This window comes from Streptomyces sp. NPDC028635 (assembly GCF_040637635.1).
In the GTDB taxonomy this organism is placed as follows: Bacteria; Actinomycetota; Actinomycetes; order Streptomycetales; family Streptomycetaceae; genus Streptomyces.
In genome coordinates this window covers 231,552-247,090 of sequence record NZ_JBEZWX010000009.1, presented here as the reverse complement: position 1 = coordinate 247,090, position 15,539 = coordinate 231,552, and the positions used below count along the sequence as shown (strand labels likewise).

The following is a 15,539-nucleotide window of genomic DNA, read 5'->3' as shown; positions in this document are numbered from 1 at the left end:
GTCCGTCCTCGGTCCGGCCGGCCGTCACTCGATACGGCGCCCACCGCCGGTGCCGGACGCTGCGGGCGGACACCCCCCACCCCGGCCCCTTCCCGCCGTCGGCGGGTGCCGGTCGTCGGTGGCGGGGGGCGTCGGCGGTGCTGATCGTTGGCGTTGGCGGGTGGTGGCCGTCTCGTGGGGGGCGGTGGCCCCCGGCGCGGGGCGTCGGGGGCCGTTGTGTGGGTGGGGGTTACGGGAGGTTGCGGGCCATGACGATGCGCTGGACCTGGTTGGTGCCCTCGTAGATCTGGGTGATCTTGGCGTCGCGCATCATGCGCTCGACCGGGTAGTCGCGGGTGTAGCCGTAGCCGCCGAGGAGCTGGACCGCGTCGGTGGTGACCTCCATCGCCACGTCCGAGGCGAAGCACTTGGCGGCCGCGCCCAGGTAGGTGAGGTCCGCGTCGCCGCGCTCGGAGGCGGCCGCGGCCTGGTAGGTCAGGGCGCGGGCGGCCGAGATCTTCATGGCCATGTCGGCCAGCATGAACTGGATGCCCTGGAAGTCGGCGATCGGCTTGCCGAACTGCTTGCGCTCCTGGACGTAACCCTTGGCGTAGTCCAGCGCGCCCTGGGCGATGCCGAGGGCCTGCGCGGCGATGGTGATGCGGGTGTGGTCCAGGGTCTTCATGGCCGTCATGAAGCCCGTGCCCTCCTCGCCGATCATGCGGTCGGCGGGGATGCGGACGTTGTCCAGGTAGACCTCGCGGGTCGGCGAGCCCTTGATGCCGAGCTTCTTCTCCGGCGCGCCGAAGGAGACACCCTCGTCGGACTTCTCGACCACGAAGGCCGAGATGCCCTTCGAGCGCTTGGAGGGGTCCGTCACCGCCATCACGGTGTAGTACTCGGAGACGCCCGCGTTGGTGATCCAGCGCTTCACGCCGTTGAGGATCCAGTGGTCGCCGTCACGGACCGCGCGCGTCTTCATGCCGGCCGCGTCCGAACCCGCGTCCGGCTCGGAGAGGCAGTAGGAGAACATGCCGTCGCCCTTGGCGAGCGGGGTCATGTACTTCTTCTTCAGGTCCTCGGAGCCGGACAGGATCACCGGCAGGGAGCCCAGCTTGTTCACGGCCGGGATCAGCGAGGAGGACGCGCACACGCGGGCCACTTCCTCGATCACGATGACCGTGGCGAGGGCGTCGGCGCCCGCGCCGCCGTAGCTCTCGGGGACGTGCACCGCGTGCAGGTCGTTGGCCACGAGGGCGTCGTGCGCCTCCTGCGGGAAGCGGGCCTCCTCGTCCACCGCGGCGGCGTGCGGCGCGATCTTCGCCTCGGCCAGCGCGCGGACGGCGTCGCGGAGCATGTCGTGCTCCTCGGACGGGCGGTACAGGTCGAAGTCAGCCGATCCGGCCAAGGTCTCTCACGCTCCAAAGACGCTGTGATACCAACGCTAATTACCGTTAAGTAACTCAAATTTTAGAGCTCTGGACGCCCCTTGGGTACGTGACCTGAACGACAGAGGGAAAACCGCCCGGTGAGGGCCACGGGCGCGCCCCGGCTATGCTCGGCACGCGCACCGAACGACCTCGACCCGGGAGCACGCATGGCCCTCAAGATCACCGTGATCGGCACCGGTTATCTCGGTGCCACGCACGCGGCGGCCATGGCGGAACTGGGATTCGAGGTGCTCGGCCTCGATGTCGTCCCGGAGAAGATCGAGAAGCTCCAGCGGGGCGAGGTCCCGATGTACGAGCCGGGACTCGAGGACCTGCTGCGCAAGCACGTGGCCGGGATCGAGGGGTCCAGCGGGCGGCTGCGCTTCACCCAGGACTGGGCCGAGGCCGGCGCGTTCGGCGACGTGCACTTCGTGTGCGTGAACACCCCGCAGCGGCACGGCGAGTACGCCTGCGACATGAGTCACGTCGACTCCGCGTTCGCCTCCCTCGCCCCGCACCTGCGCGGTCCCGCCCTGGTCGTCGGCAAGTCGACCGTGCCCGTCGGCTCGGCCGACCGCCTGGCCTCCTACCTGGTCGAGCACGCGCCGGCCGGCGGGGACGCCGAGCTGGCCTGGAACCCGGAGTTCCTGCGCGAGGGCTTCGCCGTGCAGGACACGCTGCACCCGGACCGGATCGTGGTCGGCGTGCGCAGCGAGCGCGCGGAGAAGCTGCTGCGCGAGGTGTACGCCACGCCGATCGCCGAGGGCTCGCCCTTCGTCGTCACCGACTTCCCGACGGCCGAGCTGGTGAAGACCTCCGCGAACTCCTTCCTCGCCACCAAGATCTCCTTCATCAACGCCATGGCCGAGGTGTGCGAGGCCGCGGGCGGCGACGTGGCGAAGCTGGCCGAGGCGATCGGCTACGACGACCGGATCGGCCGGAAGTTCCTGCGTGCCGGGATCGGCTTCGGCGGCGGCTGCCTGCCCAAGGACATCCGGGCGTTCATGGCGCGCGCCGGTGAGCTGGGCGCCGACCAGGCGCTGACGTTCCTGCGCGAGATCGACTCGATCAACATGCGCCAGCGCGGGCAGATGGTGGAGCTGGCCCGGCAGGCGCTGGGCGGCGGCCCGTTCCTGGGCAAGCGGGTCGCGGTGCTCGGCGCCACCTTCAAGCCCGACTCGGACGACGTCCGCGACTCGCCCGCGCTCAATGTCGCCGGGCAGATCCACCTCCAGGGCGGTCAGGTGACCGTCTACGACCCGAAGGGCATGGAGAACGCCCGCCGGATCTTCCCCACCCTCGGGTACGCCGCCTCCGCGCTGGACGCCGTGCGCGGCGCCGACGTGGTGCTGCACCTGACGGAGTGGAAGGAGTTCCGGGAGCTGGACCCGGAGGAGCTGGGCTCGGTCGCGGCGGAGCGGCTGATCCTGGACGGCCGCAACGCCCTCGACCCCGAGCTGTGGCGGCGGGCCGGGTGGACGTACCGGGCGATGGGCCGTCCCACCGCGTAGGGCATCCGCGAAGGACGCCGGTTCGGCCGAGGCTCAGTCGGCCGAACCGGCGTCTGTCGCATTCTGCACCACCGCGGCGCCCGCTCACGCCCCCTTCGCCCGGTAGCGCCGCATCTTCGCGCGCGCCCCGCACACCTGCATCGAGCACCAGCGCCCGCGTCCGGCGGGGCTGCGGTCGTAGTACGCCCAGTGGCAGGTGGTGCCCTCACAGGCCTTGAGGCGGTCCCAGGTGCCCGCGACCAGGGCCTCGGCGACGGCGGCGGCGACGCGGGAGAGCAGCGGACCGGAGTCGGCCGGGGCGAGCCGGGCCGAGCCGTCCCTCGCGTCCACGGCGACCAGCAGCGGCGCGGCGGCGAGCAGTTCGCCGAGCGGGGTGACCTCGCGGTGCGGGGGGTGTCCGGCGTGCGCGAGGAGGGCCGCCCGCAGCGACTCGCGCAGGTCGCGGGCGGCCGGCACGTCGTCCTCGGTGAGCCCGAAGCGCGCCCGGCCCTCGGCGGTGCCGAGGGTGTCGCCGCCCGACTCCAGGTCCAGGGTGTTGACCAGGGACTCGACCAGGGCGAGTCCGCCGGGCGCGACCGATCTCTCACTCATGCTTGCGACGTTACCCCCAATGGGGGAGCATGCAGTAACCGTTACCGGTTACCCGCCTCTATGGGTAACCACCCGGGTAGCGTCACCGATGCCGAGGAGGACGTCATGGCCGTCGCCGAACTGGGAGTCGTCGTTCTGGACTGCCCCGACCCGCGCGCCCTGGCCGGCTTCTACGCCGCCGTGCTGGGCGGCACGATCGAGGACCAGGGCGAGTGGGTGGACCTGAAGCTGCCGGGCGGCAATCAGCTGGCCTTCCAGGAAGCGCCCGGCCACGTCCCGCCGACGTGGCCGTCCGCCGACGGCTCGCAGCAGTTCCACCTGGACCTGACCGTGCCGGACCTCGACACGGCCGAGAAGGCCGTGCTGGAGCTGGGCGCGCGGCCGCTGGACGCCGAGGACCGCACGCGTACCTTCCGGGTTTACGCCGATCCGGCCGGGCACCCGTTCTGCCTGTGCGCCTGCTGACGGGCGCGCCCCCGAGACACCACTGACCAGGGAGGTCTCCATGCCCCGTGTGGCACGTCTGCGTTCCGTCGTCGTCGACTGTCCCGACCCGCGGGCGCTGGCCCGCTTCTACGCCGAGATCGTCGGTGGCGAGCCCGAGAGCGAGGACGCCGACTGGGTCGTGCTCCGGGTGCCCGACGGGCCCCGGCTGGCGTTCCAGCGTTCGGAGGGCCACACCCCGCCGGAGTGGCCGCGCGCGGACCGCAACGCCCAGCAGTTCCACCTGGACCTGGACGCCGGGTCGACCTGGGACGAGGTCGACCAGGTCGAGAAGCGGGTCCTGAACCTGGGGGCCCGGCTGCTGAAGCGGGAGGAGGGCGACGAGGACTTCCGGGTGTACGCCGACCCGGCGGGCCACCCCTTCTGCCTGTGCGTGATCCCCGAGGACTGAACACCTGCCGGAGCCCCGGGCGCTGCCGCCCGTCCGGGGCCCCTGTGCCCCGGGGGGCCCGGCTACCCGTCCAGTTCCTCGATCGTCGCCGTCGACGGCTCCCGGCGGTCCTGCGCGGTCCGCGCGGCGAAGTCGGCGCTGCGCAGGACGCGCTGGACGTTTCCCCAGGTCAGCAGGGCGAGGTCGGCCTCGGGCCAGCCGCGGCGCAGCAGCTCGGCGATGAGCCGCGGGTAGCAGGACGGGTCGGCGAGGTCCTGCGGGTGGTCGGCGCCGGAGTCGTAGGTGCCGGCCAGGGCGACGCAGTCCGCTCCGGCGACGGTGCGGACGTGGTCGAGGTGGTCGGCGACGTCCTTCAGCCTCGGCCCGGTCTGGTCGGCGGCCAGCGGCACCATGCACAGCCCCTTGGCCGCGCCGAGCCCGGCGAGCAGTTCGTCGGGCAGGTTGTCGGGGTGCGGGCACAGGGCGCGGGCACCGGACCGGGTGCAGAGCGCCGGCGTACGGGACAGCGTGAGGGCGCGGGCGATGGTCGCGTCGGAGGCGCCGGAGAGGTCGGCGAGGACGCCGAGCCGGTTCATCTCGCGGACGACCTCCTCGCCGAACCGGCTCAGGCCCGCCTCGCTGGCCCAGCTGGTGCCGGCGAGGGTGAGGACGCGGACGCCGAGGGAGTGCAGCACGCGCAGGATGGCGACGGAGTCGCCGAGGGCGGCGGCCGGGGCCGGACCGGGGATCACGGCGACCCGGCCGCAGTTGCGGGCGTCGATCACCTGCCCGGCGGTCCGGGCCAGCCGCAGGCCCTCGGGGTGACCGCGGACGACGGCGCGGATCAGGTCGAGCTGCTCCAGGGTGCTGACCAGCGCGCGGCCGGTGGCCGGCTCTCCCGGCAGGTGCAGGGACCACAGCAGGGCGCCGACGTGGCCCTCGCGCAGCCGGGGCACGTCGGTGTCGACGGAGCTGTCGCCCAGTTCGAGGTCGTACCAGGGCAGCTTGCGCAGGGCCCAGGACAGCGCGCTGTAGCCGTCGGCGACGGGGTGCTCGGCGAGCAGCGCGCGCACCCGGTCGACGGCGTCCAGCGCGGCGGCGTACGCCTTCGGGAAGGGGTCGTCGACAGGGCCGTCGACGGGCAGGTCGCCGATCTCGGTCGTGTCGTGCAGTTCGTCCTGGAGGTCGGCCATGACGGTCTCCGTACGTCGTGATCGGCGGCAGAACGGCAGTACCGTCACGGTCGCACGGAGCGGGGCGTCCTTCCTGGTGGACGGGGCGTTCGGGGGTACGCCGAGCCGTCGTGGTGGTGGCGGCGCGCCCCGAGGATTTTCACCGCGCGCCGGCCTCGCCCTCCACCGGGTCGTACCGGAGCCTGGCACCGCTCCGGTACGACCTTCCCGTGCCGCCCAGGGGGCGCTCAGCCGTCCAGCGACTCGATCGTCGCGTGGGACGCCGGGCGCTGCGCCTGGAGATCGCGGGCGGCGGACTCCGCCGCGTCCAGCACCCGGACCGCGTTCTGCCAGGTCAGCTTGGCCAGGTCGGACCTCGACCAGCCGCGCTCCAGCAGTTCCGCGATCAGGTTCGGGTAGCCGGAGACGTCGCCGAGGCCCTCGGGGGTGAACGCCGTGCCGTCGTAGTCGCCGCCGATGCCGAGATGATCGACGCCGGCCACCTCCCGCATGTGGTCCAGGTGGTCGGCGACCGTCGCGACCGTGGCGACGGGGCGCGGGTGGCGCTCCTCGAACGCGCGGTGGATCTTCATCGCCTCGGGGGAGGTGTCCAGGTGGTGCAGGCCGTGCGCGCGCATGTTCTCGTCGGCGGCGGCCGTCCAGTCCACGGCGGCCTGGAGCACGAACTTCGGCACGAACGTCACCATCGCCATCCCGCCGTTGGCGGGCAGCCGTTCCAGCACGTCGTCGGGGATGTTGCGCGGGTGGTCGCACACGGCCCGGGACGAGGAGTGCGAGAAGATCACCGGCGCCTCGGCGGCGTCCAGCGCGTCCCGCATGGTCGTCGCCGCCACGTGCGAGAGGTCGACGAGCATGCCGAGCCGGTTCATCTCCCGCACCACCTCACGGCCGAAGGCCGTCAGGCCGCCCGCCCGCGGCTCGTCGGTCGCCGAGTCCGCCCAGTCCACGTTGTCGTTGTGGGTGAGCGTCATGTACCGCACGCCGAGTGCGTACAGCCCGCGCAGGGTGCCGAGCGAGTTGGCGATGGAGTGCCCGCCCTCCGCGCCCATCAGCGAGGCGATACGGCCCTCACGGCGCGCGGCCTCCAGGTCGGCCGCCGTCAGAGCCAGGCGCAGCGTGTCCGGGTGCCGCTCGACCAGCCGCGTGACGCAGTCGATCTGCTCCAGCGTGGCCGGCACCGCGTCCGGCAGGTCGGAGCGGACGTACACCGACCAGTACTGCGCGCCGACCCCGCCCGCCCGCAGGCGGGGCAGGTCGGTGTGCAGATGGGCGGACTGGTCGGCGGCGATGTCACGGGCGCCGAGGTCGTAGCGCACCTGCTCGCGCAGCGCCCACGGCAGGTCGTTGTGACCGTCGACGACCGGGAACTCGGCGAGGAGTTCCCGGGCGGTCTCCAGGGACGTCATCGCGTCACTTCCCGAAGCCGAAGCCGTTGCTTCCCTCGACCTTGGAACGCAGGCGCTTGCCCTTCTCCGTGGCCTGGTCGTTGAGGTCCTGCTGGAAGTCCCGCATACGGCCCAGCAGCTCCTCGTCGTGCGCGGCGAGGATCCGGGCGGCCAGCAGACCGGCGTTGCGGGCACCGCCGACGGAGACCGTGGCGACGGGCACGCCGGCCGGCATCTGCACGATCGACAGCAGGGAGTCCATGCCGTCGAGGTACTTCAGCGGCACCGGCACACCGATGACGGGCAGCGGGGTCACCGAGGCCAGCATGCCGGGCAGGTGGGCGGCGCCGCCCGCACCGGCGATGATCACCTTCAGCCCGCGCTCGGCGGCCTGCTCGCCGTACGTGATCATCTCGCGGGGCATGCGGTGCGCGGAGACGACGTCGACCTCGTAGGCGATCTCGAACTCGTCGAGGGCCTTCGCGGCGGCCTCCATGACGGGCCAGTCGCTGTCCGACCCCATGACGATGCCAACAACAGGGCTCATTCGGTGATGGTGCCTCTCAGGTAGCCGGCAGCGTGACGGGCGCGCTCCAGCACGTCGTCCAGGTCGTCGCCGTAGGTGTTCACGTGACCGACCTTGCGGCCGGGCTTCACGTCCTTGCCGTACATGTGGATCTTCAGCTGCGGGTCGCGGGCCATGCAGTGCAGGTACGCCGAGTACATGTCCGGGTAGTCGCCGCCGAGGACGTTGACCATCACCGTCCACTTGGCGCGCGGGCGCGGGTCGCCGAGCGGGAGGTCCAGGACGGCGCGGACGTGGTTGGCGAACTGCGAGGTGATCGCGCCGTCCATGCTCCAGTGGCCGGAGTTGTGCGGGCGCATCGCCAGCTCGTTGACGAGGATGCGGCCGTCGCGGGTCTGGAACAGCTCGACCGCGAGGTGGCCGACGACGCCGAGTTCCTTGGCGATGGTCAGGGCCATCTCCTCGGCCTTCAGCGCCAGCTCCTCGTCGAGGTCGGGCGCCGGGGCTATGACCGTGTCGCACACGCCGTTGACCTGCTGCGACTCGACCACCGGGTAGGCGACGGCCTGGCCGTGCGGGGAGCGCACCACGTTGGCGGCCAGCTCACGGACGTAGTCGACCTTCTCCTCGGCGAGGACCGGGACGCCGGCCTTGAAGGGGTCCTCGGCCTCCTCCACGCTGTCGACGACCCACACGCCCTTGCCGTCGTAGCCGCCGCGGACGGTCTTCAGGACGACCGGGAAGCCGTCCCCCTCCGCCGCGAAGGCCGCCACGTCCTGCGGATCGGAGACGATCCTGTGCCGGGGGCAGGGGATGCCGATCGCGTCGAGCCTGGCGCGCATCACCCCCTTGTCCTGGGCGTGCACGAGCGCGTCAGGCCCCGGGCGCACGGGGATGCCGTCCGCCTCCAGGGCCCTGAGGTGCTCGGTGGGTACATGTTCGTGATCGAAGGTGATCACATCGCACCCGCGCGCGAACTCGCGCAGCGTGTCGAGATCGCGATAGTCGCCGATGACGACATCGCTCACGACCTGCGCCGCGGAATCCTGAGGGGTGTCACTGAGGAGCTTGAACCTGATGCCCAGCGGGATGCCCGACTCGTGTGTCATACGAGCGAGCTGGCCCCCGCCGATCATGCCGACTACCGGGAACGTCACACCCCTAGGGTATCGGCCACGCGGAGCAGGCCGGATCGGGCGCCTCCGACCCCGCTCCCGCCCCGTCCGTCAAGCCTCACACCGGCCTCCTCGGGTACTTGGCAGGCATCCGCCGTTAGGGGTGGTTAGCATGGCTGGGTTGACGAATCCGTAACGACTGGGGGCCTGCTCGACCATGGGAAGCGGTACCTCGGGACTTCAGCGGCTCGTCCGCGAGATCGCCAAGTTCGGCGCCGTGGGCGGCGCGGGCGTGCTCGTCAACCTGGGCGTGTTCAACCTCGTACGGCATGTGACCGACCTGCAGGTGGTCCGGGCCAGCGTCATCGCGACGGTCGTGTCGATCGTCTTCAACTACGTCGGGTTCCGGTACTTCACCTACCGCGACGCCGACAAGAACGGGCGCACCCGCGAGCTGACCCTGTTCCTGCTGTTCAGTCTGGTCGGCATGGTCATCGAGAACGGCGTGCTGTACGCGGCGACCTACGGCTTCGGCTGGGACACCCCGCTGCAGAGCAACATCTTCAAGTTCATCGGCATCGGCGTCGCGACCCTGTTCCGCTTCTGGTCCTACCGCACCTGGGTCTTCCGCGCCCTGCCCACGGGCGAGGCCGTCCCGGACCCGTCCGTGCTGGAACCGACCGGGCCTGCCGGGCCCGCACGGCCCCGCCAGCGCGTCTGACCCGGCCTTCTCCCGTAGCGCCCGCGGTCAGCGGACCGTCGGTTCCTCGTCGCGGGCCGGCTTCTTCGCGGGCTGGGAGCGGGAGAGGAACAGGCCGAAGACCGGCGGCGCCGCCTGCAGCATCTCCAGACGGCCGCCGTCGGCCTCCGCGAGGTCACGGGCGACGGCCAGGCCGATGCCGGTGGAGTTGCGGCCGCTGATCGTGCGTTCGAAGATGCGCGCGCCCAGCTCCGACGGCACTCCCGGGCCCTCGTCCGTCACCTCGATCACCGCCTGGTTGCCGGTGACCCGCGTGCGCAGCGCGACCGTGCCGCCGCCGTGCATCAGGGAGTTCTCGATCAGTGCCGCCAGCACCTGCGCCACCGCCCCCGGCGTGCCCACCGCCTGCAGATGCCGCTTGCCCGAGCTGACGATCGCCCGGCCGGCGCTGCGGTAGGCGGGGCGCCACTCGGCGACCTGCTGCTGGATCACCTCGTCGAGGTCGAAGGCGACGGCGGATCCGGTGCGCGGATCGCGCGAGTTGGTCAGCAGCCGCTCGACCACGTCCGTCAGACGCTCGACCTGGGTCAGCGCGACGTTCGCCTCCTCCTTCACCGTGTCCAGGTCGTCGGTGAGGGTGATCTCCTCCAGCCGCATCGACAGCGCGGTCAGCGGCGTACGCAGCTGATGGGAGGCGTCCGCGGCGAGCCGCCGCTCGGCGGTGAGCATCCGGGCGATGCGTTCGGCGGAGGAGTCCAGCACATCGGCGACCCGGTCCAGCTCGGGCACGGCATACCGCTTGTGGCGCGGACGCGGGTCGCCGGAGCCGAGCCTCTCGGCCGTCTCGGCGAGGTCGGTCAGCGGGGACGCGAGCCGGTTGGCCTGGCGGATCGCCAGCAGCACCGCGGCCACCACCGCGAGCAGCGCGACCAGGCCGATGATCAGCAGGGTGCGGCCGACCTCCCTCGTCACCGTGGAGCGCGGCTCCTCGACGACGACGGTCTCGCCCTCCTCGCCCGTGTGGACCTTGGAGCGGATGACCTCGCCCTCGGGTTTGGTGCCGATCTCGATCGGCGCCCGCCCCGGGATGCTGACCACGGCGTAGCGGTCCTGCATGCCGGGGCCGCGCAGGATCTCCGGGGTGACGCCCGCCGCGCTCAGCAGCCGGCTGTCCACCACGCTGGCCAGGCGCAGCGCCTCGGAGTCCACCCGCTCCTGCGCCGTGTTGCTGATCGTCCGCGTCTCGACGATCACGAGGGACACACCGAAGACGGCGATGACGACGAGCACCACGGCGAGCGTGGACTGGATGAGACGACGGCGCATGTCCTCTTGTCCTGAAGGTGCCTGGTGCGGGTCGGCGGCGGATCAGCCGGGGTCCGGGGCGGCCGCGGGCCGGCTCGGCCGGGTCCGGCTCAGCTCTTCTCGAAGCGGAAGCCCACGCCGCGCACCGTCGCGATGTACCGCGGGTTCGCCGCGTCGTCGCCGAGCTTCTTGCGCAGCCAGGAGATGTGCATGTCGAGGGTCTTGGTGGACGACCACCAGGTGGTGTCCCAGACCTCGCGCATCAGCTGGTCGCGCGTGACGACCCGGCCCGCGTCGCGCACCAGGACGCGCAGCAGGTCGAACTCCTTCGCCGTGAGCTGCAGCTCCTCGTCGCCCATCCAGGCGCGGTGGGACTCGACGTCGATGCGCACGCCGTGCGTGGCGGGCGGCTGCTGCGGCTCGGCGGCACCGCGCCGCAGCAGGGCGCGGACCCGGGCGAGCAGCTCGGCCAGGCGGAACGGCTTGGTGACGTAGTCGTCGGCGCCCGCGTCCAGGCCGACCACGGTGTCGACCTCGTCGGCGCGCGCGGTCAGGATCAGGATCGGCACGGTGTGGCCGTCGGCGCGGAGTCTGCGCGCGACCTCCAGGCCGTCCATGCCGGGCAGCCCGAGGTCCAGCACGACCAGGTCGACGCCGCCCTGCATTCCGGCGTCGAGCGCGGTGGGGCCGTCCTCGCGCACCTCGACCTCGTACCCTTCCCGGCGCAGTGCGCGGGCCAGCGGCTCCGAGATGGACGCGTCGTCCTCGGCGAGCAGTACACGGGTCATGAGGTGATGGTAGTCCGCCTGGTGCAACGCCCGAGGTGAGATCGCCATGCGGAGCTCTTACCTTCGGACAACCCGGACAGGCGGCCTGCGGCGGGTCGGGGGGCGGGTCCGGGCGGGGCGGACTGCGGCGGGTCCGGGGCGGGTCCGGGCGGGGCGGACTGCGGCGGGTCCGGGGCGGGTCCGGGCGGGGCGCGAGTGGGCCGCGGGCGACCCGTGGCAGCGCCTGGTCGCGTCATAGCGCCTGGTCGCGTCATGGGGGAGATCGCGGGCGGTTCCGGGTGGCTCCGGGCGGGTTCCGTGTGTCTTGCGGGCGGCTCGGACCCGGTGTCGGGCCGTGTGACCGGCGGATGCCATCCTGGTATCGACTGCCGAGACGGGGCTTGCGGTTCCTCGGTCGTCTGTGATCCGCGTCTCAAGTCCTTCCATACCGGGCGGTGTCCTGCCGTATGGTGAATCAACGCCTGTAGCACCGCGGGGACCTTTGGCGAGCAATGACGCTGAAGGTCTTCTTTGTGTGCGGGCCGGCTGCGGCCGGCCTTGAAAGGAATGACCTGTGGCCGGGCCTCGAGCGCGACAACGCGCGTAGAGGCGTGGATCCCGGTGGTCGCCGTCCCCCGTTCCGCGATCCGGAACGGACTCCCCCTGGGCGTGGGGGTGGGCGGACCGACCCGTGCCGGTGCCGGCCTGCCCCCCACCGGGCGCGCAACGCTCCAACCCGCGCGTCCCGACCAGCAAGGAACGACCATGGCGTCCAGCCTGACGAAGGCCTCGGTCCAGCCGGGTACCCCCGGCTCCGGGAAGACCTTCTTCGGCCACCCCCGCGGACTGGCCACTCTCTTCATGACCGAGATGTGGGAGCGTTTCAGCTTCTACGGCATGAGGGCTCTGCTCGTCGTCTACCTGCTCTCCGGCGGCCCCGACGCCAAGAAGGGCAGCATGGGCGGTGGCCTGGGCATGGACCTGGCCACGACGACGGCGATCTACTCCGTCTACCTGTCGATGGTGTACCTCCTCGCCATGCCCGGCGGCTGGCTCGGCGACCGTGTCTGGGGCCCCCGCAAGACGGTGGCCATCGCAGCCTGCACGATCATGGCCGGTCACCTCGTGCTGGCGCTGCCCGGCGGCCAGGCGCCGTTCTTCGCGGGCCTCGCGCTGGTGGCGCTCGGCTCCGGTCTGCTGAAGGCCAACATCTCCACGATGGTCGGCCACCTGTACGACGGTCCGGACGACCCGCGCCGGGACGGCGGCTTCACGATCTTCTACATGGGCATCAACATGGGTGCCTTCTTCGCGCCGCTGATCATCGGCACGGTCGGCCAGGAAGTGAACTGGCACCTCGGCTTCGGCCTCGCCGCCGTCGGTATGGCCATCGGCCTCGCCGCCTTCCTGCTCGGCACCCGCAACCTCTCCCCCGAAAGCAACGTCGTCCCGAAGCCGCTCGCGGCCGAGGAGCGCGCGTCCTGGCTGCGCAAGGGCCTGATGTGGCTGGCCATCGCGGCCGTCTTCTACGGTGTCGTCGGCTTCACCGGCCACTTCACGCTGAACTGGGCGATGATCCCGCTCACCGTCATCGGTCTGATCATCCCGGCGGGTGTGCTGCTGCGCATCAAGCGGGACAAGGAGCTGTCGACGGTCGAGCAGTCGAAGATGACCGGGTACATCTGGTTCTTCGTCGCCGCCGCCGCGTTCTGGATGATCTACGACCAGGGTGGCTCCACGGTTCAGGCGTTCGGTGAGACCAAGGCCGCGGACTCGCTGTTCGGCTTCAGCTTCCCGTCGTCCTGGTACCAGTCGCTGAACCCGGTGTTCATCATGGCGCTGGCGCCGGTCATGGCCTGGTTCTGGCTGTGGCTGAACCGCAAGGGCAAGGAGCCCAGCACGGTCGCGAAGTTCGCGGCGGCGCTGTTCTTCATCGGTGTGTCGTTCTTCTTCTTCCTGCTGCCGCTGGGCATGGCGTCCGACGGCACCAAGGTCACGCCGATGTGGCTGGTCGGGATCTACCTGATCCAGACCGTGGGTGAGCTGTGCATCTCGCCGGTCGGCCTGTCGGTCACGACGAAGATGGCGCCGGCGAAGTACGCCAGCCAGATGATGGGCGTGTGGTTCCTCGCCGTCACCGCGGGCGACTCGATCACCTCGCTGCTGTCCAACCCGGCGATCGCCGGGGTCGACCTCAGCGGCAAGGGCGCGGTGCTCGGCGAGGCGGTGCTCGCGGCGCTGGCCGGGTTCGCGGTGTACATGTACCGGCGCAAGGTGAAGGCGCTGATGGGGGACGTGCGCTGACGTCTCCGCTTGGCCTGGGCCGCCGTGTCCCTCCGGGGGTGCGGCGGCTTTCGGGTGTCTGGGGGCGTGGTCGCTCCGCGGGTGCGTTGTGGCTGGTCGCGTTTGCCTGCGGCGCCTGTGCGGGTTTCGTTGTGGCTGGTCGCGCAGTTCCCCGCGCCCCTTTTTGCCTGCGGCGGCCCGTTGCGGTGCGTGGTGGGCTGGTGTCTCGCCTGCGGTGCGTTGTGGGTCGGGGCCGGGGTGGGGGGTGTCCGTCCTCGGTCCGGCCGCCCGTCACTCGATACGGCGCCCCGTGCCGGTGCCGGACGCTGCGGGCGGACACCCCCCACCCCGTCCCCTCCCCGCCGTACGCGGGTGCGGGCCGTCGGCCCTTCCGGTGCGGGGCGCGGGGCGGACGGTCCGTTCAGGCCGGCGGTCACCGTAGACACCTAGGGGCGCGGGGAACTGCGCGACCAGCCACAACGCACCCGCACACGGCAACGCGCACCCGGCCCGGGAGGGCCCGGCCCCTTCCCGCCGTACGCGGGTGCGGACCGTCGTCCCTCCCGGGTCGGGCTGCGGGGGCGGGCGGTCCGTCTGGGGCGGACGGCGACCGCGGACACTCAGGGGCGCGGGGAACTGCGCGACCAGCCGCGACGCATCCGCACACGGCAACGCGCCCCCGGCCGGGGAGGAGCCCGGCGACGGGCGCGTAGGCCAGCGAGGTCCGCGGAGCGCTACGCGGGGGCGCCCAGTTCTGCCCAGACTTTCTTGCCCGCGATTCCCGGGAGTCGGACGACGCCCCAGTCGAGGCACAGCCGCTGGACGATGAACATGCCGTGGCCGCCGGGGCGGCCCGCGCGGTGGGGGGTGCGGGGGGCCGGCTGGCCCGTGCCGCGGTCGGCCACCTCGATGCGGATCACCTTGTTGTCACAGGTGAGTTCCATCCGGTCCGGCCCCTCGGCATGCAGGCACGCGTTCGTGACCAGTTCGGACACGACGAGCAGCACGTCCTCGGCCGCGGCCCGCTGGTCCGCGGAGGCGGCCGGCAGCCACCCCCACGCGTACAGCGCCTGACGGGCGAAATCGCGGGCGAGCGGAACGACACCGCTTTGGTCGTCGAAGCTCAGCGTGCGGACCTGACGGCCCGTCGACGCCCCGGAAGCGCCGCTGGGCTCCGGGCCGCGGTCGCCCGGCGAACAAGGCCGGGTGGTGCTCATCAGCGCTTCACCTCACCGATTCACCAGTTCAGGATTCAAGACTTCGGTTCACGACTCACTACGTGGCTCGACGGGGGATGGTTCCGTCGATGGCTCGACAGGTTCAGGATGTCTCCTGCCCGACCCGGCGGACGGAACACCCCCCGGTTCGGCGCGGCGGGTGTGACGTACACATACCTCCGGCCGCGGCCTCGGGCGGGAGGGGTCAGTCGGCGGCGCCCGGCGGTGCGGAGCCGCCGTCACCTGCCAGGGCGTCCTCGACCGAGTCGTGCACGGTGAAGACCGCCTCCGCGCCTGTGATCTCGAACACACGGGCCACCACGGGCTGCATCCCGGCGAGGTGCACCCCGCCTCCGGCGGCCTCCGCCTTCAGGCGGGCGCCGAGCAGCACGTTCAGGCCCGTGGAGTCACAGAACTCCAGGCGCGAGCAGTCCACGACGAGCCTGCTGAAGCCCTTGCCGAGGCAGTCTTCGAGGGGCTCGCGCAGCAGTTCGGCGGTGTGGTGGTCGAGCTCACCCGCCGCCGTCACGACGGCGCTGGAGCCCTCTTCCCGCACCTCCACCAGAAGCCGGCCCGACTGTGCGCTGCCGACCGTCCCGCGGTCCATGCCGTGTTACTCCCGAGGTCGTGGCTGCTGACTGACGACCTCGAACACTACGCCTT

General features: G+C 71.8%; 15 protein-coding genes. 5 read left to right on the top strand and 10 right to left on the bottom strand.

Features of this window, described 5'->3' with window-relative positions; translation table 11 throughout:
- Positions 1–229: 229 nt before the first annotated feature.
- Positions 230–1,387, bottom strand: a complete 1,158-nt coding sequence (locus AB0E88_RS13260) for an acyl-CoA dehydrogenase (protein ID WP_361628649.1) — start codon at positions 1,385–1,387, stop codon at positions 230–232.
- 189 nt (positions 1,388–1,576) lie between these two features.
- Between AB0E88_RS13260 and AB0E88_RS13255 the strand changes: the two genes are divergently transcribed.
- Positions 1,577–2,920 carry a UDP-glucose/GDP-mannose dehydrogenase family protein gene (locus tag AB0E88_RS13255; protein ID WP_361628647.1) on the top strand — a complete coding sequence of 448 codons (1,344 nt, stop codon included), beginning with the start codon at positions 1,577–1,579 and terminating at the stop codon, positions 2,918–2,920.
- Positions 2,921–3,004: 84 nt separating this feature from the next.
- Here AB0E88_RS13255 and AB0E88_RS13250 read toward each other — a convergent pair whose 3' ends face one another.
- Positions 3,005–3,511, bottom strand: a complete 507-nt coding sequence (locus AB0E88_RS13250) for a CGNR zinc finger domain-containing protein (protein ID WP_361628644.1) — start codon at positions 3,509–3,511, stop codon at positions 3,005–3,007.
- 105 nt (positions 3,512–3,616) lie between these two features.
- Between AB0E88_RS13250 and AB0E88_RS13245 the strand changes: the two genes are divergently transcribed.
- Together AB0E88_RS13245 and AB0E88_RS13240 are read left to right on the top strand one after the other, a co-directional pair.
- The gene (locus AB0E88_RS13245) at positions 3,617–3,976 is read left to right on the top strand and encodes a VOC family protein (RefSeq protein ID WP_361628642.1); all 360 of its coding nucleotides are present in this window, start codon (positions 3,617–3,619) and stop codon (positions 3,974–3,976) included.
- 40 nt (positions 3,977–4,016) lie between these two features.
- Positions 4,017–4,406: a VOC family protein gene (locus tag AB0E88_RS13240; RefSeq protein ID WP_361628640.1), complete on the top strand. Its 390-nt coding sequence runs from the start codon at positions 4,017–4,019 to the stop codon at positions 4,404–4,406.
- Between the two features lie 62 nt (positions 4,407–4,468).
- On the opposite strand, the gene AB0E88_RS13235 is transcribed toward AB0E88_RS13240, so the two are convergent.
- The 4 genes from AB0E88_RS13235 to AB0E88_RS13220 form a co-directional block, all read right to left on the bottom strand.
- Positions 4,469–5,578, bottom strand: a complete 1,110-nt coding sequence (locus AB0E88_RS13235; RefSeq protein ID WP_361628638.1) for a dipeptidase — start codon at positions 5,576–5,578, stop codon at positions 4,469–4,471.
- A gap of 227 nt (positions 5,579–5,805) precedes the next feature.
- Complete coding sequence (locus AB0E88_RS13230; RefSeq protein ID WP_361628635.1) at positions 5,806–6,984, bottom strand: dipeptidase; 1,179 nt, start codon at positions 6,982–6,984, stop codon at positions 5,806–5,808.
- A gap of 4 nt (positions 6,985–6,988) precedes the next feature.
- Complete coding sequence (gene purE / locus AB0E88_RS13225) at positions 6,989–7,486, bottom strand: 5-(carboxyamino)imidazole ribonucleotide mutase (protein ID WP_361628678.1); 498 nt, start codon at positions 7,484–7,486, stop codon at positions 6,989–6,991.
- A 20-nt stretch (positions 7,487–7,506) separates the two neighbouring features.
- Positions 7,507–8,646: a 5-(carboxyamino)imidazole ribonucleotide synthase gene (locus AB0E88_RS13220; RefSeq protein WP_361628632.1), complete on the bottom strand. Its 1,140-nt coding sequence runs from the start codon at positions 8,644–8,646 to the stop codon at positions 7,507–7,509.
- Positions 8,647–8,821: 175 nt separating this feature from the next.
- Here AB0E88_RS13220 and AB0E88_RS13215 point away from each other — a divergent pair, with 175 nt between their 5' ends.
- Positions 8,822–9,325, top strand: coding sequence for a GtrA family protein (locus tag AB0E88_RS13215; RefSeq protein ID WP_361628629.1), 504 nt, complete (start codon positions 8,822–8,824; stop codon positions 9,323–9,325).
- Between the two features lie 27 nt (positions 9,326–9,352).
- Here the strand turns inward: AB0E88_RS13215 and AB0E88_RS13210 are convergent, their stop codons facing one another.
- Entirely contained in the window at positions 9,353–10,630 is a 1,278-nt protein-coding gene (locus tag AB0E88_RS13210) for an ATP-binding protein (RefSeq protein WP_361628626.1), read from the bottom strand.
- 89 nt (positions 10,631–10,719) lie between these two features.
- The gene (locus AB0E88_RS13205) at positions 10,720–11,397 is read right to left on the bottom strand and encodes a response regulator transcription factor (protein WP_020940464.1); all 678 of its coding nucleotides are present in this window, start codon (positions 11,395–11,397) and stop codon (positions 10,720–10,722) included.
- Positions 11,398–12,141: 744 nt separating this feature from the next.
- Here AB0E88_RS13205 and AB0E88_RS13200 point away from each other — a divergent pair.
- Positions 12,142–13,680 carry an oligopeptide:H+ symporter gene (locus AB0E88_RS13200; RefSeq protein ID WP_361628623.1) on the top strand — a complete coding sequence of 513 codons (1,539 nt, stop codon included), beginning with the start codon at positions 12,142–12,144 and terminating at the stop codon, positions 13,678–13,680.
- A 713-nt stretch (positions 13,681–14,393) separates the two neighbouring features.
- Here the strand turns inward: AB0E88_RS13200 and AB0E88_RS13195 are convergent.
- Positions 14,394–14,876, bottom strand: a complete 483-nt coding sequence (locus AB0E88_RS13195; RefSeq protein ID WP_361628620.1) for an ATP-binding protein — start codon at positions 14,874–14,876, stop codon at positions 14,394–14,396.
- Positions 14,877–15,081: 205 nt separating this feature from the next.
- Positions 15,082–15,483 (bottom strand): STAS domain-containing protein, encoded by a 402-nt coding sequence (locus AB0E88_RS13190; protein WP_361628617.1) that lies wholly within the window; start codon positions 15,481–15,483, stop codon positions 15,082–15,084.
- Positions 15,484–15,539: the final 56 nt, after the last annotated feature.